This window comes from Streptomyces sp. NPDC047002 (assembly GCF_040704505.1).
GTDB lineage: Bacteria > Actinomycetota > Actinomycetes > Streptomycetales > Streptomycetaceae > Streptomyces.
Map to the genome: position 1 here is coordinate 38,991 of NZ_JBEYWC010000032.1, position 20,325 is coordinate 59,315.

19 protein-coding genes and 1 pseudogene are annotated in these 20,325 nt (G+C 75.5%); 12 read left to right on the top strand and 8 right to left on the bottom strand.

The features are described 5' to 3' along the window. Window positions 1–14 precede the first annotated feature (14 nt). The 4 genes and pseudogenes from AB0910_RS25120 to AB0910_RS25135 all read right to left on the bottom strand — a co-directional run. Complete coding sequence (locus tag AB0910_RS25120) at window positions 15–497, bottom strand: poly-gamma-glutamate biosynthesis protein PgsC/CapC (protein ID WP_366746897.1); 483 nt, start codon at window positions 495–497, stop codon at window positions 15–17. Then, window positions 494–2,350: a poly-gamma-glutamate synthase PgsB gene (pgsB, locus tag AB0910_RS25125; protein WP_366746898.1), complete on the bottom strand. Its 1,857-nt coding sequence runs from the start codon at window positions 2,348–2,350 to the stop codon at window positions 494–496. Before pgsB ends, AB0910_RS25120 begins: the two co-directional genes overlap by 4 nt. 14 nt (window positions 2,351–2,364) lie before the next feature. Beyond that, window positions 2,365–4,800, bottom strand: coding sequence for a HAMP domain-containing protein (locus AB0910_RS25130; RefSeq protein ID WP_366746899.1), 2,436 nt, complete (start codon window positions 4,798–4,800; stop codon window positions 2,365–2,367). Between the two features lie 421 nt (window positions 4,801–5,221). After that, window positions 5,222–5,899: pseudogene (locus tag AB0910_RS25135) on the bottom strand (response regulator transcription factor); the annotation flags it as partial. A gap of 326 nt (window positions 5,900–6,225) precedes the next feature. Here AB0910_RS25135 and AB0910_RS25140 point away from each other — a divergent pair. From AB0910_RS25140 to AB0910_RS25180, 9 genes are all read left to right on the top strand, one after another. Continuing rightward, window positions 6,226–7,143, top strand: coding sequence for an alpha/beta fold hydrolase (locus tag AB0910_RS25140; RefSeq protein ID WP_366746900.1), 918 nt, complete (start codon window positions 6,226–6,228; stop codon window positions 7,141–7,143). A 71-nt stretch (window positions 7,144–7,214) separates the two neighbouring features. After that, the gene (locus AB0910_RS25145; protein ID WP_366746939.1) at window positions 7,215–7,469 is read left to right on the top strand and encodes a MoaD/ThiS family protein; all 255 of its coding nucleotides are present in this window, start codon (window positions 7,215–7,217) and stop codon (window positions 7,467–7,469) included. Window positions 7,470–7,479: 10 nt separating this feature from the next. Beyond that, a complete protein-coding gene (locus tag AB0910_RS25150) occupies window positions 7,480–9,234 on the top strand; it encodes a hypothetical protein (RefSeq protein ID WP_366746901.1) in 1,755 nt (584 codons plus the stop codon). A gap of 192 nt (window positions 9,235–9,426) precedes the next feature. Continuing rightward, entirely contained in the window at window positions 9,427–10,179 is a 753-nt protein-coding gene (locus AB0910_RS25155; protein ID WP_366746902.1) for a DUF2993 domain-containing protein, read from the top strand. A gap of 248 nt (window positions 10,180–10,427) precedes the next feature. Next, entirely contained in the window at window positions 10,428–10,538 is a 111-nt protein-coding gene (locus AB0910_RS25160; RefSeq protein WP_366746903.1) for a putative leader peptide, read from the top strand. Between the two features lie 195 nt (window positions 10,539–10,733). Next, window positions 10,734–11,573 (top strand): sulfurtransferase, encoded by an 840-nt coding sequence (locus AB0910_RS25165; protein WP_366746904.1) that lies wholly within the window; start codon window positions 10,734–10,736, stop codon window positions 11,571–11,573. Window positions 11,574–11,668: 95 nt separating this feature from the next. After that, window positions 11,669–11,956 carry a DUF1416 domain-containing protein gene (locus tag AB0910_RS25170; protein WP_266770873.1) on the top strand — a complete coding sequence of 96 codons (288 nt, stop codon included), beginning with the start codon at window positions 11,669–11,671 and terminating at the stop codon, window positions 11,954–11,956. An 81-nt stretch (window positions 11,957–12,037) separates the two neighbouring features. Continuing rightward, a complete protein-coding gene (locus AB0910_RS25175) occupies window positions 12,038–12,388 on the top strand; it encodes a DUF3099 domain-containing protein (protein ID WP_366746905.1) in 351 nt (116 codons plus the stop codon). A gap of 268 nt (window positions 12,389–12,656) precedes the next feature. Continuing rightward, the gene (locus AB0910_RS25180) at window positions 12,657–13,325 is read left to right on the top strand and encodes a TetR/AcrR family transcriptional regulator (RefSeq protein ID WP_366746906.1); all 669 of its coding nucleotides are present in this window, start codon (window positions 12,657–12,659) and stop codon (window positions 13,323–13,325) included. A 147-nt stretch (window positions 13,326–13,472) separates the two neighbouring features. Here the strand turns inward: AB0910_RS25180 and AB0910_RS25185 are convergent, their stop codons facing one another. Further along, window positions 13,473–14,129: a maleylpyruvate isomerase N-terminal domain-containing protein gene (locus AB0910_RS25185; RefSeq protein ID WP_366746907.1), complete on the bottom strand. Its 657-nt coding sequence runs from the start codon at window positions 14,127–14,129 to the stop codon at window positions 13,473–13,475. Between the two features lie 129 nt (window positions 14,130–14,258). Here AB0910_RS25185 and AB0910_RS25190 point away from each other — a divergent pair, with 129 nt between their 5' ends. From AB0910_RS25190 to AB0910_RS25200, 3 genes are all read left to right on the top strand, one after another. Continuing rightward, entirely contained in the window at window positions 14,259–14,621 is a 363-nt protein-coding gene (locus tag AB0910_RS25190; RefSeq protein ID WP_366746908.1) for a helix-turn-helix transcriptional regulator, read from the top strand. A gap of 72 nt (window positions 14,622–14,693) precedes the next feature. Beyond that, complete coding sequence (locus tag AB0910_RS25195) at window positions 14,694–15,311, top strand: hypothetical protein (RefSeq protein WP_366746909.1); 618 nt, start codon at window positions 14,694–14,696, stop codon at window positions 15,309–15,311. A gap of 141 nt (window positions 15,312–15,452) precedes the next feature. Next, window positions 15,453–15,833 (top strand): DUF2516 family protein, encoded by a 381-nt coding sequence (locus AB0910_RS25200; protein ID WP_366746910.1) that lies wholly within the window; start codon window positions 15,453–15,455, stop codon window positions 15,831–15,833. On the opposite strand, the gene AB0910_RS25205 is transcribed toward AB0910_RS25200, so the two are convergent. From AB0910_RS25205 to AB0910_RS25215, 3 genes are all read right to left on the bottom strand, one after another. After that, a complete protein-coding gene (locus tag AB0910_RS25205; protein ID WP_366746911.1) occupies window positions 15,806–17,461 on the bottom strand; it encodes a PP2C family protein-serine/threonine phosphatase in 1,656 nt (551 codons plus the stop codon). The two genes, AB0910_RS25200 and AB0910_RS25205, sit on opposite strands and share 28 nt — an antisense overlap. A 249-nt stretch (window positions 17,462–17,710) precedes the next feature. Then, window positions 17,711–18,910, bottom strand: a complete 1,200-nt coding sequence (locus tag AB0910_RS25210; protein WP_366746912.1) for a C40 family peptidase — start codon at window positions 18,908–18,910, stop codon at window positions 17,711–17,713. A 188-nt stretch (window positions 18,911–19,098) separates the two neighbouring features. Then, entirely contained in the window at window positions 19,099–19,902 is an 804-nt protein-coding gene (locus tag AB0910_RS25215) for a class I SAM-dependent methyltransferase (RefSeq protein WP_366746913.1), read from the bottom strand. Window positions 19,903–20,325: the final 423 nt, after the last annotated feature.

A 20,325-nucleotide genomic window follows, 5' to 3' on the forward strand; every position in this document is an offset into this window, starting at 1 on the left:
CGGGGAACTGCGGTTCAGGTCGTGGGCATGACGCCGAGAAGCAGGCCGACCGCGAGGACGACATAGGTGGCCAGGGTCACGGCGCTGGTGGAGATGGCGGTGGCGGCGACGGGCTGCCGCACCAGCTGGTAGGCGATCAGGCCCGGCACGATGAAGCCGAGGGTCTGCGTCGTGTAGAGGAGCGGGAACTCCTCGTGCAGCAGGATCATCAGGGTGCACTGGAGCAGCACGGCGCACAGCACGACCGCGGCGAACAGCCGCTTGCCGTACAGGATCACGTTGCGCTGCAACACCTTGGTGAGGCCCCAGGTGAGCAGGGTGACGCCGAGCATCAGGCCGGACCGCTCAAGGCTGGTGACCAGGCTGACGGCGAGCCAGCCCGGGGTGATCATGCCGCCGGGGGAGAGGTTGGTCGTGAGGTAGCAGACCAGGGAGAAGACCAGCCCGAGAGCGATCCCGAGGACGGCGACGGTGGGCGTGACATCGGCGGGGATCACTCGGGGTTCCTCGGCTGGTTCTGGTCGAGGCGGTTCTGGTCGAAGCCGCTCTGGTCGAAGGGGCGCGGCCCGGAGGGGGCCTGCTCGAAGGCGCTGCGCCCGAACGCGCCCTGCGCGGAGCGGTCCTGGCCTGGGCTGTCCTGGTCCGGTCGCTCTCGGCCCGGGTGGTCCTGGTCGGGTCGTCGTCCCTGGTCGTACGGGTACGGGTACGGTGCGGCGCCGGCCGGGCCCGGCCCGTGCGGCCCGGTGGCCGCAGGCTCTCCGCTGTACGGGCCGCCCGGCACGGGCCCCGCGCCGTACGGGCCGGTGGCCGGCTCCTGGCCGTACGGCCTGTGGCCGTGCGGCCACGGGCCAGGCCCGTGCGGTGCGTGTGCGGTGGCGGCCCTGCGGGCGGCGCCCCGCGCCGCCTCCTCGCGGGAGCTCGGCACGCGCACGGCGTGCGTGGCCGGGCCGTCCGCGTACGCGGCACGGTCGTGGGCCTGTTGGGCCCGGAGCGCGGCGATGTGCCGTGCGGTCAGCGCGCGTTGGGCGCCGGTGCTCTCAAGTCCCGCGACCCAGCTGTACGGTTCGGGCTCGGGCGGCGGGGCGACGGCGAGCGGCACGGTGCCCGCGTCCTCCATCGGGTCTGCGGCGGGGGCGTGCCCGGCCGCGGCGTCCCAGCCGTCCTGCTCGTCGTCGAGCGGGAGCTCCGCGAGGTGTTCGAGGAACAGCTCGCCCTGGCCGTGGATGTTGCCGATGGCGATCAGGGAGGAGCGGGCGCCGAGTTCCGCGAGGATGTCCCGGGTCAGCTCGCCCGCGTCGCGCCGGTCGCCGCCGAGGTCGACGACGCGCCCCGCGAAGTCGGCGGGGATCGCGTCCTTGGCGCTCTTGGTGGGGTGGCCGATGAGGAAGACCGCGTCGGGCGCGAGCCGCGGCACGATCTCGCCCATCTGCCCGTTGCGCTCGACGCGGTCGGGGCGGCAGTTGATGACGACGTTCAGCGGCCGCTCGATGGCGCCGAGGTCCTCCAGCTGCTCGACGTTCATCAGTGTCGACTCGGGGTCGTTGGCCGCGAAGACGTTGGCGAACCTGAGCCGCTTGCCGTCCTGGGTGCGGTAGCGCTCCACGGACAGCACACCGGGGTCGGGCGGCGCGTCGTACATGCCCTTGAGGGCCGTCCCCCGGTCGATGCCGAGGAGTTCGGCGACGGCCAGGGCGATGGCGACGTTCTCCTTGAAGGTGAACCAGCTGAACCCGCGCAGCTCCGCGTCGCTGACCGTCTCCGGGTCGACGGCGATCAGGCGGCAGTTCCGCGCCTCGGCCTCCTCCTGGAGGATGTGCAGCCGGTCGCGCTCCGCGGTCACGCAGATGCCGCCGACCGGCATCGAGCGGGACAGCGACCGCGCGACGTCGTCCAGGGTCGGCCCCATCTCCGCGAGGTGGTCCTCGCGCACGTTGCACAGCACGCCGATGGTGGAGCGGATCAGCTTCTCCTGGTTGATCTCTTGGAGCGCAGGCATCACCGCCATGCACTCGATCACCAGCGCGTCGGGGCGGTAGGTCGCCGCCCGCCGCACGATGCCGATCTGCTCGACCACGTTGGCCAGGCCGAACTTGCGGAAGACGGGCTCCTCCGTGGCGTCCGGGTGGATGAAGCGGGCGGCCGTGCCCGTGGTCTTGGCGACGGTCACGAGGTCACCGCCGCGCAGCGCACCCGCGCACAGGCGGGTGATGGAGCTCTTGCCGCGGATGCCGTTGACCAGCACCCGCACGGGTATCTGCTCCAACGAGGCATAGTGGCGCCGCTGTTCGACGATCCCCGCGACGAGCAGGGCGCCGCAGCTGAGCAGCAGCACGCAGTAGAGGTAGAGCAACGTCGTCCTTCTTGCTAGATCCGGGGCGCGGGGTGGTGGGCCGAGCCGGGCGCGCCGGCCTCGCCGTACTGCGCCGGGGTCCCCCAGGTGACCCGGGTGGGGACGCCGTGGCCCACGGAGGCGAAGGGGTCCGCGGGCGGCCGCGGTGCGGCGGGGGCGGTGCTGCCGGCGGCCGGGCGCCTGCCCTCGCGGGTGAGGGCCTGGCGCAGCAGCTCGAAGCCGCGGGTCACGGAGCCGACCTCGTCGTGGTGGACGGGGTAGAGGACCGTGCGGCGGTCGCCCTCCGCGAGGTTGACCGCGAGCACGGCGAGCGACCTGGTCGGGCGAACGACGACCACGTGCAGCCAGCCGAGGCAGGCGAGGGACACCGTGAGGCCGAGCAGCCCGGCGAGCATCGTGAACCACTGGGTCTCGTACGCGGCAAGCGGCAGCGCCTGCGCGGGCTCGGCGGCCACGACCTGCCAGTCGAGTGCCTGCGTGGGGCCCGTCGCGGCCAGCGGCACCGCCGCGGCGACCGCGGCGTGCGCGGCCAGGCCGCGGCGGCCGCCGCCGACGACCCCGGACTCCGGGTGGCGGTGCTTCGCGTCCCCGGCGGCCGTGTCCGCGGTGAGCGCGGTCAGCCCCTGGCCGGGGAGCTGCTGATACGCGGTGAAGCCGACGCTGGCGGCGAGTACCCGGTGCGCGCCGTCGACCAGATAGGTGTCGCCGAGCCCTGGGCGCTTCAGCCGGTCGGCGAGGCGGCTCTCGTCGATCTCGCCGTACACCTGCTCGGTGGTCGGGGTCTGCTTGCCGCCTGAGACGACGGTCACCGGCACGTGCGCGGCGACGGCGGGGACGCGACCAGTGGAGCTGACGCTCAGGATGCCGGTGCCCGAGGGCGCCGAGTGCACGGTGCGCAGCGGCGCGGCGCCCTCGTGCTCGTGGGCGCGGCCGGCTCCGTCCACGAGGTAGACGGAGCGGAAGCGCCCGTGGTGGCGGAGGAAGGAGCGGAGGGCGGCGCGCCGCTGGGCCGTGGAGCCCGCGCCGACCCGCGGCGCCACGGAACCGAGTTCGAGGGTGGCCTGTTCCAGCGAGGCACGGGTGCGGTCGGCGGCCGACTGGGTGCGGCTCTGCTGGGTGAGTACCTGGTCCTCCGGCACGGCGCTCGCCGCGTCGACCTGGTTGAGGAGGAACAGCAGCGGCAGCGACCAGGCGGCGAGCACGGCGGCGCAGACCACGACGAGCGCCCGCAGGCCGGGACCGCGGCCGGTGCCGCCGGGCAGCGGCGCGGGTGGCGCCTCGCCGTGCTGGGCCTGGCGGCGCAGGGACTCCAGCGCGCGCCCGATCCTGGCGGGCTCGCCGAACCGCGGCACCGGCACGGGCCTGCCGAGCTCGCCGCGCGGGTCCCGCCGGCCGGCCGCGGTGGCCGAGGCGAGGCGGGTGGCGGAGAGGTGGAGGCGCAGCAGCGGGCGCTGCACGGTCAGCCACAGCACCAGCCACACCAGGAGTGCCAGCACCACGAGGGCGCCCGCGGCCTCGGCGGCGAACACGCTGTGGGCGGCGGCCGCGGCGCCGGAGCGCGCGGTGCGGTAGGTGAAGACGGTCATCGGCAGGTCGCGCGCGTCCGCGTCGGTGCCGACGGCGGCCCAGCCCGCCACGGTCCTGCGGCCGTCGGAGTCCGCGCCGAGCAGGCTGCCCGCGTCGGCGGCGCCGGGTGCGGCGGCCGCCGCCGCGGCCCGCGCGGTCAGGCCGGCGTCGGTCGCCGGCAGCGGCGCCGCGGTGTCGGCGGGCAGCGGGACGCGCCGCTGGATGCCGGTGGAGCTGGGGCTCGGGGCGGGCGAGGGCGCTGCCTGCGGCAGGTCCGCGCTGCCGGAGGAGGCGAGGGGGCGCCCGCCGGGCAGCAGGAGCCGGACGCTGCGGCCGTCGCCGTGCACCTTCGGCACCTGCACCGTCTCGGACACGGCGAGCAGCCAGCGGATGCGCGGGCCGGAGCCCGGCACGGTGACCCGGGCGAAGTAGAGCAGGCGAGGTCCGGCCCCGGCGTCGGGGACGAGCGTGGGAGCGAGGGCGCGTCCGCCCGGCCTGGCCTGTGCGGCGTGCACGGCGGAGAGCGGCAGCGACTCGCCGCTGCCGGCCAGCAGCCTGCCGCTGCCGCTGTCGAGGAGGGCGGCGCCGCGGCCCGAGGTGTCCGGCGGTACGAGGGACTTGAGCGCGGCGGCGGGTGCCGTGCCCTCGGCGGCCGTGGCGGTGAACGCGGAGGCGCTCTCCCTGAGGGCGTCGGCGTGGGCCGTGACGGAGGCGTGCAGATCGGCGGCGGCGTCGCGGGCGACGGCGCGCTCGGCCTCGCCCGCCGGCCTTGACGCGTCGCCGTGCCCGGCGCGGCCGATGCCGACGAGGGTGACGGCGGCGACCGCGAGCAGCAGGCACAGCAGGGCCGCGAGCGGGGGCCTGACCCCGCCGAGCAGAGGCATGTCGGCGCGCCGTCTCGTGCGGTGCGAGCGCGCCGGTACGTCCGTGGACAGGGCGGGGTCCTCTCATGCGCAGCGCGCACCCCCGCTGCTGTGTTCGCCCGGTGTCAGTGACGCGATCCCTTCACATTAGGAGGACATAAATAACAGGATCATCACACCGCGGACTCGAACTGGCGTATCAGGAATGGTTGTACGAAGATCATCGGTAGCTTTGTGAGGTTGGGCACTGTGCACGCTTTCCCCAGCGGAACGCGGGCCGACGCGCAGGTGAACGGTGGGGTGCGGCGCACGGGCGCGCCGGCGGCGCCTGCGTACACCTGAGGGCGGGTCCCGCGGTGCGGGGCCCGCCCTCAGGTGCCGAGCGGCGGTGGCGACCGGGAATCGTCGGACAGGCCTAGGCCATGGCCATCTGGTCGCTCGACTCCGGCTTCTCGGGGGACACGAAGCGGTAGCCGACGTTGCGCACCGTGCCGATCAGCGACTCGTGCTCGGGGCCGAGCTTCGCGCGCAGGCGGCGCACGTGGACGTCGACGGTGCGGGTGCCGCCGAAGTAGTCGTAGCCCCAGACCTCCTGGAGGAGCTGGGCGCGGGTGAAGACCCGGCCGGGGTGCTGCGCCAGGTACTTCAGCAGCTCGAACTCCTTGAAGGTCAGGTCGAGCACCCGGCCCTTCAGCTTGGCGCTGTAGGTGGCCTCGTCGACCGACAGGTCGCCGTTGCGGATCTCGGCGGGGCCGTCGTCGTCGGTGATCTGCCGGCGCCCGGTGGCGAGCCTGAGGCGCGCCTCGACCTCGGCGGGGCCCGCCGTGTCGAGCAGCACGTCGTCCACGCCCCAGTCGGCGGAGACCGCGGCCAGGCCGCCCTCGGTGACCACGAGGAGCAGCGGGCAGCCGGGGCCCGTGGAGCGCAGCAGCTGGCACAGCGAGCGGACCTGCGGCAGGTCGCGCCGGCCGTCGACGAGGATCGCGTCGGCGCCCGGGGTGTCCACGAGGGCGGGCCCCTCGGCAGGGGCCACCCGCACGCTGTGCAGGAGCAGGCCGAGCGCGGGCAGCACCTCGGCGGAGGGCTGGAGGGCGTTGGTGAGCAGGAGGAGGGAACTCATCGGGCCTCACCCGCCCGGGTCGTACAGGCGGCGCGCGCGGGCCGCCCGATGCCCGCGGCGCGCCCGCGCCGGTCGTGGCGGGGCCTGCCGCGGCTGTGGCGGGAAGTGGGGTGATGGTCCGGTGATTGCTTGCCCATGACGTCGGTTCCTCCTCGGTCCCTGCGGTGGGGGCAATGCCGTGCGGTGCGGGCGGGGCCGGGGAGCGCCGTCCGTACCGCATGGGTGACGTTGTTCCATCCGTTCATCTGCTTGTAACACCAAGCAGAAAACGCAAAAGGACCCGGTGGCTGCATCGCCGGGTCCTCTTCCCCAGCAGAATAGCCCACATGTGTGCCATGTCAGGAGGGCGATACCGCAGATCATCCGCTTCCGGCGGCCCGCCGGGCGCCGTGCGGGCCGTCCTCGGCACGGAGGACGGCGTCAGGATCGAGGCGATGTACGCGCCGTGCACGGCGGATGTCGCAGGTGACGGCCGTGTGGACGGCGGCGCTCACGGACGTGTCGCCGACCCCGCGCCGCGCACCGCCGTCGTCGTCGCCCACGGCTTCACCGGCAGCGTCGACCGCCCCGCCGTGCGCAGGGCCGCCCAGGTCTTCGCACGCGGCGCGGCCGTCGTCACGTTCTCCTTCCGCGGGCACGGCGCGTCCGGCGGCCGCTCCACGGTCGGCGACCGCGAGGTGCTCGACCTGGCGGCCGCCGTGCGCTGGGCCAGGTCGCTCGGGCACCGGCGCGTGGTGACCGTCGGCTTCTCGATGGGCGGCTCCGTCGTCGTACGCCACGCCGCGCTCTACCGGGAAGCGCCGGACGCCCGGCCGGACGCCGTGGTCTGCGTGAGCAGCCCGGCGCGCTGGTACTACCGGGGTACGGCCCCGATGCGCCGCCTGCACTGGATCGTCACCCGGCGCTTCGGCAGGGCGGTCGGCCGCTTCGGCCTGCACACCCGCATCTACCAGCACGACTGGGACCCCGTACCGCTGTCGCCGGTCGCCGCCGTGCCGCTGGTCGCGCCCGCGCCGCTGCTGGTCGTGCACGGCGACCGCGACCCGTACTTCCCGCTCGACCACCCGCGGATGCTGGCGTCCGCGGCCGCGGAGGGCGCGGCCGAGCTGTGGATCGAGCCCGGCATGGGGCACGCGGAGAACGCGGCGGGCGAGCCGCTGCTCACCCGGATCGCCGGCTGGGCCGCGGCCGCGTCCCCCGTGCCCGCGTCCCGCTCCCGAGGGGCGCGGGAGGGGCACACGTGACCGAGCACCCCGCCGCGTCGGCCATCATGGAGGCCGACGCGGCCGACGGAGGCCGAGAGGGAGGTACCGCGATGGCGGCGGGCACGATCCGCTACTGGGCCGCGGCGAAGGCGGCGGCAGGGGTCGCCGAGGAGCCGTACGCGGCGGACACCCTGGCCGATGCGCTGGCAGGCGCCCGCGCGCGGCACCCGGGTGACCTTGAACGCGTCCTCGCGCGGTGCTCCTTCCTCGTCGACGGCCTCGCCGTCGGGACCCGCGGGCATGAGACCGTACGGCTTGCCGAGGGCGGCACGGTCGAGGTGCTCCCGCCGTTCGCAGGAGGGTGAAGCGCACAGCATGAGCAGCGATCAGCAAGGCCCCCGCCACGGGCACGAGGGCCGCGGCGGGTACGACCCGCACGCGGCGGGGCCCGGGCACCCGGGCGGTCCCCAGGGCCCCGCCCACGGGCCGGGGGACGGCCGCTACGAGCCGGCCCCAGCGCGGGACCGCCGGTACGCCGAGGACGCCGAGTCCACCACCCAGACCTGGCGGGGCCAGACCTGGGACACCGCCACCCAGCCCGCCGTCCCGTGGCAGGAAGCCCCCGCGCAGCCGCCGCAGCCGTACGGCGCCGCCCCCGCGCAGCCGCAGAGACCGTACGGGTCCGCCCCCGCGCAGCTGCAGGGGCCGTACGACGCCGGGCAGTTGCAGTACCCGCACCCCTCGGGGCAGCCGCAGCCGCAGCCGGGCCGGCCGTACGCCCAGGCCGAGCCGGGGCAGCCGGGTCAGCCGTACGGCCAGAGCCGGGATCAGGCCGCAGCGCAGGCCCAGCCGGGCCGGCCGTACGGCCCGAGTCAGGGCCAGGCTCCAGCTCAGGCCCAGCCAGGGCAGCAGTACGCCACCCAGGCCCAGGCCGCAGCCCACGCCCAGCCCGGGCAGCCGTACGGCCCCGAGCCCGGGCGGGCGTATCCGCAGCAGCCGCCCTACGGGTCCGCCGCCGCGCCGTACGGCGGGTACCGCCCCGGCGGGCCGCCGTCGGCGGCCGAGGAGACCGCGCTGCTCGCCGCACCGGTCCCCGGCACCCCCGCGCAGCCCTCGGGCGCCTACCCGCTGCCGCCCGAGGTGCCCGCGCCGGCGCAGCAGCCGCACCTGGCCGCCGGCCAGGGGCCGTATGCGGCGCCCACCGAGGTCCTGCCCCCTGTCCCCGCCCACGCGGGCCCCGGGCAGGCAGGGCCCGCCCACGCAGGGCACCCGTACCCGGGGCCCGGCACGGACGCCGGCGGCCCGCAGACGGCGCCGCCCGCGGGCCCCGGGGCCGACGGCTACGGCACCCCCACCACCCTCGGCAACGCCCGCGTCACCGACGCCCAGCGCGCCCGCGCGGAGGGCAGGTCGCCGATCATCCCGCCGGGCATCCAGCCGGCGGGCCTCACCGCCGTGCTCGGGCTGCTGCTCGCGGGCGGCGCCGCGCTCGGCCCGTACGCGCTGCTCGTGCCCGTGGTGGTGCTCCAGGCGGTGACGGCGGCCGGCTGGTTCCGGCTCAACGGCATGTGGCCGGCCCGCCAGGGCATCGCGCTCGCCTTCCTCGGTGGCCTCGTCGCCGACGCCGCCGTGCTCGCGCTCGGCAAGGGCCAGGCGCCCGCCGCGATCATCGGCACGCTCGGCGTGTGGGTGCTGCTCACCGTCGTGCTCCAGCTGCGCAGCCACGCCGACCCGGACACCCGCCTCACGGGCCTGCTCGCGACCGTCGTCTCCGCGGCGCTCTCGATCGTCGCCACAGGGCACCTCGCCGCGGCGCCGCACGCCGTCGTCGTCGGTGCGGTCGCGGTCGCCGCGGCCACCGTGGTCAGGGCGCTGCCGCTGCCGGGGCCCGTCTCGGTCGTCGCCTCGCTGGTGGTCGCCGCGGGCGCGGGACTGCTGATGGGCGCCGTCACGGACATCGGCGGGAAGGGCGCGCTGCTCGGCCTCGCCGCCGGGGTGTGCGCGCTGATCGGCCTGCGCGCGGCGAGCTACGACTACCCGTCCAGGTTCGTCCACATGACCGCGGGCGTGGCGCTCCCGCTGACGGCCGCCGCGCCCGCCGTCTACCTGCTGGGACGGGTGTTCGGCTGACCGGAGCGCCGCGACTTTGCGGACACGACCCAGGACCGCCGCCGGGTGAACCGATGGCCTAGGGTCGCCGTCACCACAGGGGGAACACGTGGCACCACGGCACCACGGCACACGCAGGTGGGAGCCGCGGCACACGAGGGAGCACGGCCGCGCCAACAGGGGCGCGGCCGAGGACTTGGGGGACAACGAGCGATGCGCGCACTGCGGATACTGCTGATCTTCGTCGTGGTCGTCTGCGGTCTGTTCGTGGCCGCGGACCGGCTCGCGCTGCACTACGCGGAGGGCAAGGTCGCCGACCGTATCCAGTCGAGCCAGCACCTCGACGCCAAGCCGAGCGTCTCGGTGAAGGGCTTCCCCTTCCTGACGCAGGTGGCGGGGAAGTCGCTCGACGAGGTCGACGTCGGCCTCGGCAGCCTCACCGCCTCAGCCAACGGCCACGACGTGCGGGTCACGGACGTCAGGGCCGTACTCAAGGACGTGCGGATCGACAGCAGCTTCTCGTCCGCGACCGCCGGCACGGCCGACGGCTCGGCGCGCCTGTCGTACGCGGACCTCGGCGCCGCGCTTCCGCAGGGCGCGACGGTCTCCTACGCGGGCCCGGAGCGCGCGGCGAAGGGCCAGGTCAAGGTGGTCGCCAAGGCGAAGGACCTGCTGGACACCCTGCACATCCCCGACCCTTCGGGCCTGATCGCCCAGGTGCTCGGGGACCGGACCCTGACCGCGTACGCCAAGGTGACCATGGCGGACGGCGCCACGGTCCGGCTCGACTTCGACGACATCTCGGGGCTGCCGGTGCCCGGCCTCGCCGACCAGATCAAGTCGCTGATCGACGCGAAGCTGAAGCTGGACGGCCTGCCGTCCACGGTGACGCTGGACAAGGTCACCGTCTCCGACGACGGCCTCCGCTTCTCCGGCACCGGCACGGATGTCGCCCTGGAGGGCTGAGCCCGGGGCGGCAGCCCGGCCCCGGGGGCCGCGTACGGCGCCCGGGCGGGCGGCTCACGCGCTCCGGCCGGATGGTGAGACGGTCCGTCCGCCCGCGCGCACCGTACCCGCGCGCGGGCCCGTGCGGACCCCGGCCCGGCGCCCGCGCCCACCCCGCACCGCCCTCCCGTACCGCATCGCGGACACTCTTGTCTCAGCATGCGACACACCGGTGACATGGGCGTGTGTGCGTCCTTACGATCGGGCCCATGGAGCGACGGGTGGATCTGCGAGTGGATCTCACAAAGCGGCGGGCAGTAGACCTGTGCCGCGTTGCCACCATGCTCTGTCGCGACGCCCAGCCGGTACCCGCACGCTGAGGAACGCCGGGGCGGCCGTGCCCGCCCCGCGCCCGTGACCTGCGGCCGCGTACCGACCCCCCGCCCTGCTGCCCAGGGCGGCCCGCGTCTCGCCCCCGCCCTTCCGCGCCGCCCCTGGCCGCGCGGGCGGCGGGAGGAGCCGGGAGGCAAGCCCCCACCATCACCTCGCCGAACACTGCCCCGGAGGGAAACAGCATGAGCCGCACCGACGTCCTGGTCGACGCCGACTGGGTCGAGTCGCACCTCGACGACCCCAAGGTCGTCGTCGTAGAGGTCGACGAGGACACCTCGGCGTACGACAAGAACCACATCAAGAACGCCGTCCGGATCGACTGGAAGCAGGACCTCCAGGACCCGGTGCGCCGCGACTTCATCGACCAGGAGGGCTTCGAGAAGCTCCTGTCCGCCAAGGGTGTCGCCAACGACGACACGGTCGTCCTGTACGGCGGCAACAACAACTGGTTCGCGTCCTACGCGTACTGGTACTTCAAGCTGTACGGCCACGACAGCGTCAAGCTGCTCGACGGCGGCCGCAAGAAGTGGGAGCTCGACGCCCGCGAGCTGGTCGAGGAGGTGCCGCAGCGCGCCGCCACGAACTACCGGGCCAAGCCGCAGGACACCTCGATCCGCGCGTTCCGCGACGAGGTCGTCGCCGGGATCGACAGCCAGAACCTGGTCGACGTGCGGTCGCCCGACGAGTTCAGCGGCAAGCTGCTCGCGCCCGCGCACCTGCCGCAGGAGCAGTCGCAGCGCCCGGGCCACGTCCCGTCCGCCCGCAACATCCCGTGGTCGAAGAACGCCAACGACGACGGCACCTTCAAGTCGGACGAGGAGCTCAAGCAGCTCTACACCGACGAGCAGGTCGACCTGTCCAAGGACACCATCGCCTACTGCCGCATCGGTGAGCGCTCCGCGCTGACCTGGTTCGTCCTGCACGAGCTGCTGGGCGTCCAGAACGTCAAGAACTACGACGGCTCGTGGACCGAGTACGGCTCGCTCATCGGCGTTCCGATCGAGCTCGGCGCGGCGAAGTAACCCGTACGCGCCTGCGGGGCGCCCCTCCCGGGCGCCCCGCACCAGACCGCGCGTCGCACCCGACCGCGACCGCCCTACCCGGAGGACGAAGAAGCATGTGTGGAGCGAAGGCCGGCGGCCCCGACGCCTCGACGATCAAGCCCGGTGAGACCACGATCCAGGGCCAGGTGACCCGCGACGGCGAGCCCGTCACCGGGTACGTGCGCCTGCTTGACTCCACGGGCGAGTTCACCGCGGAGGTGCCGACCTCGGCGACCGGGCAGTTCCGCTTCTACGCGGCCGAGGGCACGTGGACGGTGCGCGCCCTGGTCCCGGGTGCGACGGCCGACCGCACGGTCGTCGCGCAGACCGGCGGCCTCGCGGAGGTCGCGATCGCGGTCTGAGACCGCGTGCCGGACGCACGCCGGTGCGGGGCCCGTTCCCTCGGGGGGAGCGGGCCCCGCACCCGTGTGCGCCCGGGCCCTGTGCAGCGCTGGCCGGGCGCCTCCGGCCGGTCGTACGCTGAAGACATGTACACGCGACGGCGTCGTCGTTACTTCGCGCTCATGTGCGGATGCCTGGTCCTCTTCGTGTCCGCGTGGGCGTTCGTACGGCTGTGGTCGGTTCCGGCCGCGGTCGCGATGTGCGTGGTGGCGATGGTGATCCCGCCCGTCGCCGCGATGGTGGGCAATGCGCGCGGGCGCGGTGACCGCTGGTGGGACGAGACGTCGGGCGACCAGAAGTCCGACGAGTGGTGGGACGAGCTCGACGGCAGGAAGCCCCCGGCAGGCCGGGGCCCCGAGGACGACAAGAAGCACCACAGGCGCAGGCCCTGAGCCCCTCCCTCCCCGGCACGGGAGTTCCGCGCGGGCCTGCGGCGCCCGCGCGGCTGCAACACACGTGCGAGCGGCAGCATTTCGGGTGACGCCGCGCGTCCACCGGGGCCCGGGGCGGCCCCCGGTACGATCATGCCTCCCGGGCACGGCCGCGCGCGCCGGACGGGATCGGCACCCCGCCCGCACGGCGGCGCCCGCCGGGCCCCTGTTCCCTCAGGGCCGTCCCGCGCCACCGGCGGAAGGATGCAGATGGAACTGGAGCCCCGCGATGACGGGCCTCGGTGAGGCCGGGGGCGGCGGCGCCGCGCCGGCGAGACCGGGCGCCAAGGACCCGGGCACGGTCAGACCCGGCGGCCGCACGGCCCGGGTGCGCGCCGCCGTGCTGCGCGCGGCGGGCGACGCCCTGGCCGAGCACGGCTTCGACCGGCTCGACCTCACCGACATCGCGCGCCGCGCCGAGGTCGGCAAGACGACCGTGTACCGGCGCTGGTCGACCGCCGCGGGGCTCGTCGCCGACCTGCTCGACGCCATGGCGGAGCAGTCCGTGCACCGCGAAGGCACCGGCTCCCTCGAAGGCGACCTGCGGGCCGGCGCCCGCCTCGTGGTCGCGACGCTCAACGACCCGCGCCAGGGCCCGCTGTTGCGCGCCGTGATCGCCGCCTCGACCGGCGACCCGCGCACCGCGCGTGCGCTGCGCCGCTTCTACGAGACCCGTGTCGAGGAGTGGGCGGAGCGCGTACGTTGCGCCGTCCGCAGGGGCGAGGCGCCCGAAGGCACCGACCCGCACGAGGTCGTACGGGCCGTCTCGGCGCCCCTCTACCACCGCGCCCTGATCAGCGGCGGCCCCCTGGACGACCGCGCGGCCGACCGCGCGGCGGCCGCGGCCCTCGCCGCGGCACGCGCGGGCGTCTACACACGGTCACCAACGCCGCTCTGACCCGCGCCCGTTGCCGTACCGACCGCTCAACGCCCCCGCCGTGCACCGCCGGTGAAGGCGAACCCGGTGAACCCGGTGAACCCGGTGAACCCGCCGAGCGGAACGTACCCGACGCGCCGGTACAGCGCGTAGCCGTCACCGGGCCGATCACCCGAGGACGAAGGGGAGTTGCCCGGCCAGCTCGCCCAGTTCGGCCTCCTCCGTGGCGGTCGGTGCCCGCCTTCCGGTGCCCACGAGCAGCGCGTCCTCGTCCGAGAACGACGCGGGGAACGCGGCCCCCGCGATCTCCTCCAGCACCGCCCGTGACCGGCCGAGGGCTTCCGCGGGCGGCCCGGCCGTGCGGGGCAGGTGTGCGACCAGGTCGAGGTGGTGCAGCGTCCACTCCAGGACGTACGCGCAGAGGTAGTCGCCCGCGGTGAGGACCTCGCCGCGGGTGCCGACCCGCAGGCCCGGGTCGGCGAGCGCCGCGGCGCGGTCCGCGGCGGAGCCGACGTCGTCGAGGTGGAACTTGAGCAGCCCCGGCTCCTCGTACGCGGCGGCCAGCCGGACGATCAGCGCGTCGAGCGGGTCGTCGCCGGTCGGCGGTGTTCCCGAGACGTCCCAGTACGTCACCGCGTCGCGCGTCGGCTCCTCGTCGACAGGCGTCACGAGGGTGATCAGGACGTCCTGGGCGTCGATGACCAGGTGGCACACCAGGTCCCGCACGAGCCAGCCGGCGCAGCCCGACGGCCGCGCGAAGTCCCCGTCGGAGAGCCCGGCGACCGCCGCGCGCAACGCCGCCCAGGAGCGTGAGAAGAGATCCACGGCCGCAAGCTAGCAGCCCACCACCCACCGACCGGCGCGATATCCGGGGGCCTGCGGTCGGGTGTTGCGCGTGCTTCTGCAAGCGGGGGCGCTTGCAGAAGTTAGCGGGGTGGGTGCATGGTGGAGGGCATGGCAGCACTCAACGTCGGCAATGTCGGGGAGTACCTGCGGGAGCAGCGGCGCAGTGCGCAGCTCTCGCTGCGGCAGCTCGCCGACGCCGCCGGGGTGTCCAATCCGTATCTGAGCCAGATCGAGCGCGGGCTGCGCAAGCCGAGCGCGGAGATCCTCCAGCAGCTCGCCAAGGCGCTGCGCATCTCCGCCGAGACGCTGTACGTGCAGGCCGGGATGTTGGACGAGCGGGAGCGGGAGAGCGTGGAGACGCGCGCCGCCATCCTCGCCGACCCCTCGATCAACGAGCGGCAGAAGCAGGCCCTGCTGCAGATCTACGAGTCGTTCCGCAAGGAGAACGGCGCGGGGGCCGAAGCGCCCTGACCGGGCGCCGGGCGGCCCGCGGTGCTGTCGTACGACCCTCCCACCCTCAATCGATCCAGGAGGTTGACCGAGATGGCCATCACCGATGACCTGCGTAAGACCCTGACCGACCCGACCCCGCTCTACTTCGCGGCCGGGACCGCCGACCTGGTCGCCGAGCAGGTGAGGGAGCAGGTCAAGAAGGCGCCCGAGCGGCTCGACGCGGTGCGCAGGGCCGACCCGCGCGCCGTGCAGGAGCAGGCGGCCGAGCGTGCGCGCGAGGCGCAGGAGCGCGTGCAGACCAAGGTGACCGAGCTGTTCGGCTCGCTCGACCGCGACCCGCGCAAGCTGGGCGAGACCGCGCAGAGCCTGGCGCTGCGCGGCGTCGGGGCCGCCCTGGAGTACGCGGTGAAGGCCCGCGAGACCTATGTGCGCGTCGCCGAGCGCGGCGAGCAGAGCGTGCGCGGCTGGCGCGGCGAGGCCGCCGAGGACCTCACCGACATCGCCGTCGCCGTCGAGCCCGACGCGCCCGCCGCCAAGGCGCCCGCGTCCGCGCCGCAGACGCCGGTCGCCACCGACCCGGCCGAGGCGGCGGCGCCGCCCGCCCCCGCTGCCCGCAGGGCGGCGCCCCGCAAGGCCACCCCGCGCAAGGCCGCGCCCCGCAAGGCGGCGGGCGCGCGCAAGACGCCGCCGACCACCGAGGGGAAGTAGCCGTGGGGGCCGGGCGCCGCGCCGCGGCAGGGCGGCGCCCGGGCGTTTCGGGCATTGTTTCCGCGCGCGGTCCGTTGTCGGGGTGTTCGCGTACGGTGGCAGGCGGCACACCACCCATCTTCTTCTCAGGCGGTGCACAGCATGTTGCTCACAGGGTTCGGCTTCGTCCTCTTTCTGATCAGCGTGTTCCTGCTGGTGTTCGGCATCGTCGCGCTGGTGGTCGCCGCGACCGCCCGTGAGGACGCCTACCGCGCCGCGGACAAGAGGACGAAGAAGTTCTGGGTCGCCATCCTCGCCGCCGTCGTCGCGGTGAACGTGCTGCCGATCGTCGGCTTCCCGCTCCCGCTCTCCACGATGTTCCAGATCGCCGGCCTCGTCGGCACGATCGTCTTCATGGTCGACGTGCGGCCCGCGGTCCGCGCGGTCAGCGGCGGCGGGGGCTTCGGCCGCGGCCGGCGGCGCGGCGGGGGCGGCGGGTCGAGCAGCGACGGTCCTTACGGGCCGTACAACGGGCGCCGCTGACCGTACGGGCCCGCGGGCGCGTGCGCGCCGCGGCCGAGCAGCAGCACCGCGACGTCGTCGGTCAGCTCCCCGCCGTTCAGCTCCTCCACCCGCGCGAGCGCGGCCTCGAGCAGTTCGTCGCAGCACAGCCCGGCGGCCAGCTGCTCGTCGACCATCGCGGCCATGGCGTCCTCGCCGAGGCGCCGGCTCGCGCCCGGACCCTCGCGGCCCTCGATCAGCCCGTCCGTGTAGATCATCAGATTCCAGGTGTCGCCGAGCTCGACGCGCCTGCTCGGCCACCTGCCGCCGGGCAGCAGTCCGAGCGCGGGCCCGCCGCACTCGTACGACAGCAGCCGCGCCGGCTCGCCGCCGCGCGCGACCAGCGGCGCGGGGTGGCCGGCGAGCCGCACCTGCGCGGCGCGGCCGTCCGGGTCGATGTCGACCGTGCACAGGGTCGCGAAGATCTCCTCGCTCTCCCGCTCGTGTTCGAGCACCTGCTGCATCGTCGCGAGCACCTCGTCGCCGCGGATCCCCGCGAGGGTGAGCGCGCGCCACGCGATCCGCAGCTCCACGCCGAGCGCCGCCTCGTCGGGGCCGTGCCCGCAGACGTCGCCGATCATCGCGTGGACCGTGCCGTCCGGTGTGCGGACCGTGTCGTAGAAGTCGCCGCCGAGCAGGGCGCGCGACCGGCCGGGGCGGTAGCGGGACGCGAAACGCAGCTCGGAACCGGCGAGCAGCGGGGTCGGCAGCAGCCCGCGCTCCAGCCTGGCGTTCTCCTGGGCGTGCAGCCGCGACTCGGTGAGCTGGCGCTGTGCGCGGTCCGCGCGCTTGCGCTCGACGGCGTAGCGGATGGCGCGGCTCAGCAGCCGCCCGTCGAGTTCGTCGCGCGAGAGGTAGTCCTGCGCGCCCGCGCGCACGGCCGCCGCGGCGCGCTCCGCGTCGCCCTCGGCGGCGAGCGCGAGGACGGCGTGGCCGGGCGCGAGGCGCAGCACGCGGTGGAGCGGGCCGAGCGGCCCGTCCCACTCGCCGCCGGGCAGCGCCAGGTCGACGAGGAGGCAGTCGATGTCGTCGGTGAGCAGCCGGGCCGCCTCGGTGAGGTTGCGCGCGGTGCGGATACGGACACGGGTCCCGCCGCCCTCGGGCAGCTCGGGCACGCTGAAAGGGCCCGTGGGATCGTTCTCGATCACCAGCAGCGTGAGCTGCCGCGCGCCGGGCGCGGGGGCGCAGGCGCCGTTGGCGTGGTCGTCGGGGCCGTTGTGGTGGCTGCCGGGGCCGTGGCTGCCACCGTGACCATCCGGGCCGTCGGGGCCGTGGCCGCCGTCCGCCGGGCCACCGAGGCCGCCGGGGCCGCCGGAGGAGTCCTGGGGCGGCGGAGCGCCCGGGCGTCCGGTGGCCGGACCGGTTGCGTGACCGGCCCTGTGTCCGGCGCGTCCGGTGTGTTCCGCGGTGTGCTGCTCGGTCTCTGCGGTGTGTTCCGCCTCCGCGGTGCGGTCGGTGCGGTCGGTGCAGTCGGTGTTTTCGGCGCCGCCGGAGCGGCCCCCGCCACGGGCGTCCTCCGCGCTGTCGGCGGCCCCGGCGGTGGAGTCCGCCGCGGCCGCGTGGTGCTCCGTCTCGGAGCCCGTGCGCTGCCGCGGTACGGGTACGGGCATTCCTCTGGCCTTCCTTCCCTCCCCCCGAGGGCGCGGTGCGGCGACGATCGACGCCTCACCGACCGGGACCCTAGCGGTACGCGGGGCCCGTACGGAATGGCGTGGTGGCAAGCGGCCGCTGTCATATGCGGCGCCGGTGCGGCGCTTCCTCGCTGGTCCTCGCGGGGCGGGCGCACAAGCGCCGCGCCGCCGCGCCGTACGCGGCCATGACGAACATCACGTGGTGCGGGCCCCCGCGGGTGGGCCGTGTCACGTGCCCGGTGTCACACCGCCGCCGTCCGGCCGTACGGCCCCGAGCACCGGCATCGCGCCCGCCTCGGACAGCGTCACGTCGCGGCCGGGGCGCGGCGCCTGCACGATCTTGCCGCCGCCCGCGTACATCGCCACATGGCTGGCGTCCGCGTAGTAGACGATCAGGTCGCCCGGCCTGAGGTCGGCGAGCGGCACGTGCGGCAGCAGCCGCCACTGCTCCTGCGACGTGCGCGGTACGGGGGTGCCCGCCGCGGCCCACGCCTGGGAGGTGAGCCCCGAGCAGTCGTACGTGTCGGGGCCCGCCGCGCCCCACACGTACGGCTTGCCGATCTGCGCGGTCGCGAAGGCGAGCGCCCGCGCGCCCGCCGCGCTCGGGGCGCGGTTCATGTCGCTGGGCGCCCGGGAGTTGAGCCAGGCGGTCTGCGCGGTGGCGACGGCGTCCTGCTCAAGTGTCCGCAGGCGGGCCTTCTCCGCGGCCTTGAGGCCCGCTTCGAGCTCCCGCGCGTCGGAGATCTTCGCGGTGATCTCCTTCTTGGTCTTCGCGGTGGTCCGCTGGTCGTCCCTGAGCTTCTGCCAGTTGGTGCCGGCGTCGCGCGCGTAGCCGGTGAGGTCGTCCTGCGTGGTGGTCAGCTCGTTCAACAGGCCGTTCGCCGCGTGCTGTTCGTCCTTGGCGCGGGCCAGCCCCTCGATCATCGCCTGCGGGTCGTCGGTGAGGGCGAGCCCGGCGCTCGGCGGGAGCCCGCCGCCGCGGTACTGGGCGCGCGCGGCGGCGCCCGCCTGCTGCTTCAGCGCGGCGATGCGCTCCTGTCCTTCGACCAGTGCCCGTGCCGTGGCGGCCAGTTGGGCCTTCTGCTCGGCGGCGCGCTCGGTCGCCAGGTTGTAGGCGTCGGTGGCGGAGCCCGCCTGCCGGTACAGGCTGTCGATGCGCAGCCGTACCGCGTCGAGCGAGGCGTCCGCCGCGCCCGCGCCGACGGCATCGTCGCCCGGACCCGCTCCCGTACCGCCCGGCTTGGCCAAGTCGCCAGTCCCCGGCGGGAGTTCGACCGGCGGCGGGGCGACAGGAGATCCGTAGTCCTGCGGCGGCAGCGAGGGGCCCGAGGGTGCCGCGTACGCGCGGTGCGTGCCCCGTCCTGGCGACACGGACAACCCGAGCGCGCACACCAGCGCGATCGCGGCGACGCGGCGTCGACGACTCACCCGTTCCCCCCAGTGCTCACGGCCCCAGCGCCCGCGCGGCCGGGGGCGCCGGGGCCCGTGCGGCGCCGTGAGGTGCCGGGGCCCGGTGCGGCGTCCCGCCGTGGGGCGTACCGCATCCTCACCCGGGCGGCCCGGTGCGCGCAATGCCCTCAGAGGCCCGCGGCCCGTAAGGACAGCGGCCCGTACGGTCAGCGGCCGCGCGGCGCGAGCGCCGCCCAGCCGACCGTGACCTCGCCCGGCCTGCCGCGCCGCGCGCCGCCCACCAGGGGCCAGTCCGCGGCGAGTTCGCGTACGGCGGCGGTCCAGCGCTGCCGCGCGCCGAGCGGAGCGTACACGGCGGCCGACGCCCACGCGCGGTCGAAGTCCCGCAGGAAGGCGTGGACCGGCTCGCCCGGCACGTTGCGGTGGATGAGGGCCTTCGGCAGCCGCTCCGCCAGGTCGGAGGGGCGGTCGAGCCCGGCGAGCCGGGCGGCGAAGGTGACGGTGCGGGGACCCTCGGGCCCGAGCGCCACCCACACATGGCGGCGGCCGATCTCGTCGCAGGTGCCCTCGACGAGCAGCCCGCCGGGCGCGAGCCGCGAGGTGAGTCCGGCCCAGGCGGCGGGCACCTCGTCCTCGGCGTACTGGCGCAGCACGTTCGCCGCCCTGATCAGCAGGGGGCGCCGCCCGCCGGGCAGCGGCACCTCGAAACCGCCGTGCAGGAAGCGCAGCCCCGGGCGCTCGAAGGGGAGCGCGGCGGCGACCCGCGCAGGGTCGATCTCGACGCCGGTGACCTCGGTGCGCGGCGCGACGGCGCGCAGCCTGGCGAGCAGTTCGACGGCCGTCCAGGGCGCCGCGCCGTAGCCGAGATCGACGACGGCCGGGTCGTCGGCGGTGCGGAGCGCACCGCCCAGGGCCGCGGCGATCCAGCGGTCCTGGCGGCGCAGCCGGTTGCGGTGGGTCGTGCCGCGCGTCACGGTCCCGAGGGGGCGGGGGTGCGGGCGGGGCGGCATACCGCGAGCGTAGCCAACGCGCCCGCGGCGCCCGGCGGGAGCCGGCGCCCCGACCCGCGCCCGCACGGCGCGGCCCGCACACCGGCCCGCCCGCACGGCGCGGCCCGCACACCGGCCCGCCCGCACGGCGCGGCCCGCACACCGGCCCGCCCGCACGGCGCGGCCCGCACACCGGCCTGCCCGCACTGTGGGCCCGCACACCGGCCTGCCCGCACTGCGCGGCCCGCAACCCCCGCGGCGCCCGCACCGCGTGCGGCCCGCGCCCCCGCCGCGACACGCGCCCGTAACGCGACGCAATGTTTTGGCAAAGCGGAAATGGATGCTCCCCCTCCGGTGTTCTGGCGTTCGGGGGCAGGTTCGTGCCCGCCTCCTGGCCGCGCCGCCCGCGGCCAGGGCAGCTGAACCGACCGAGAGGACCGTCGA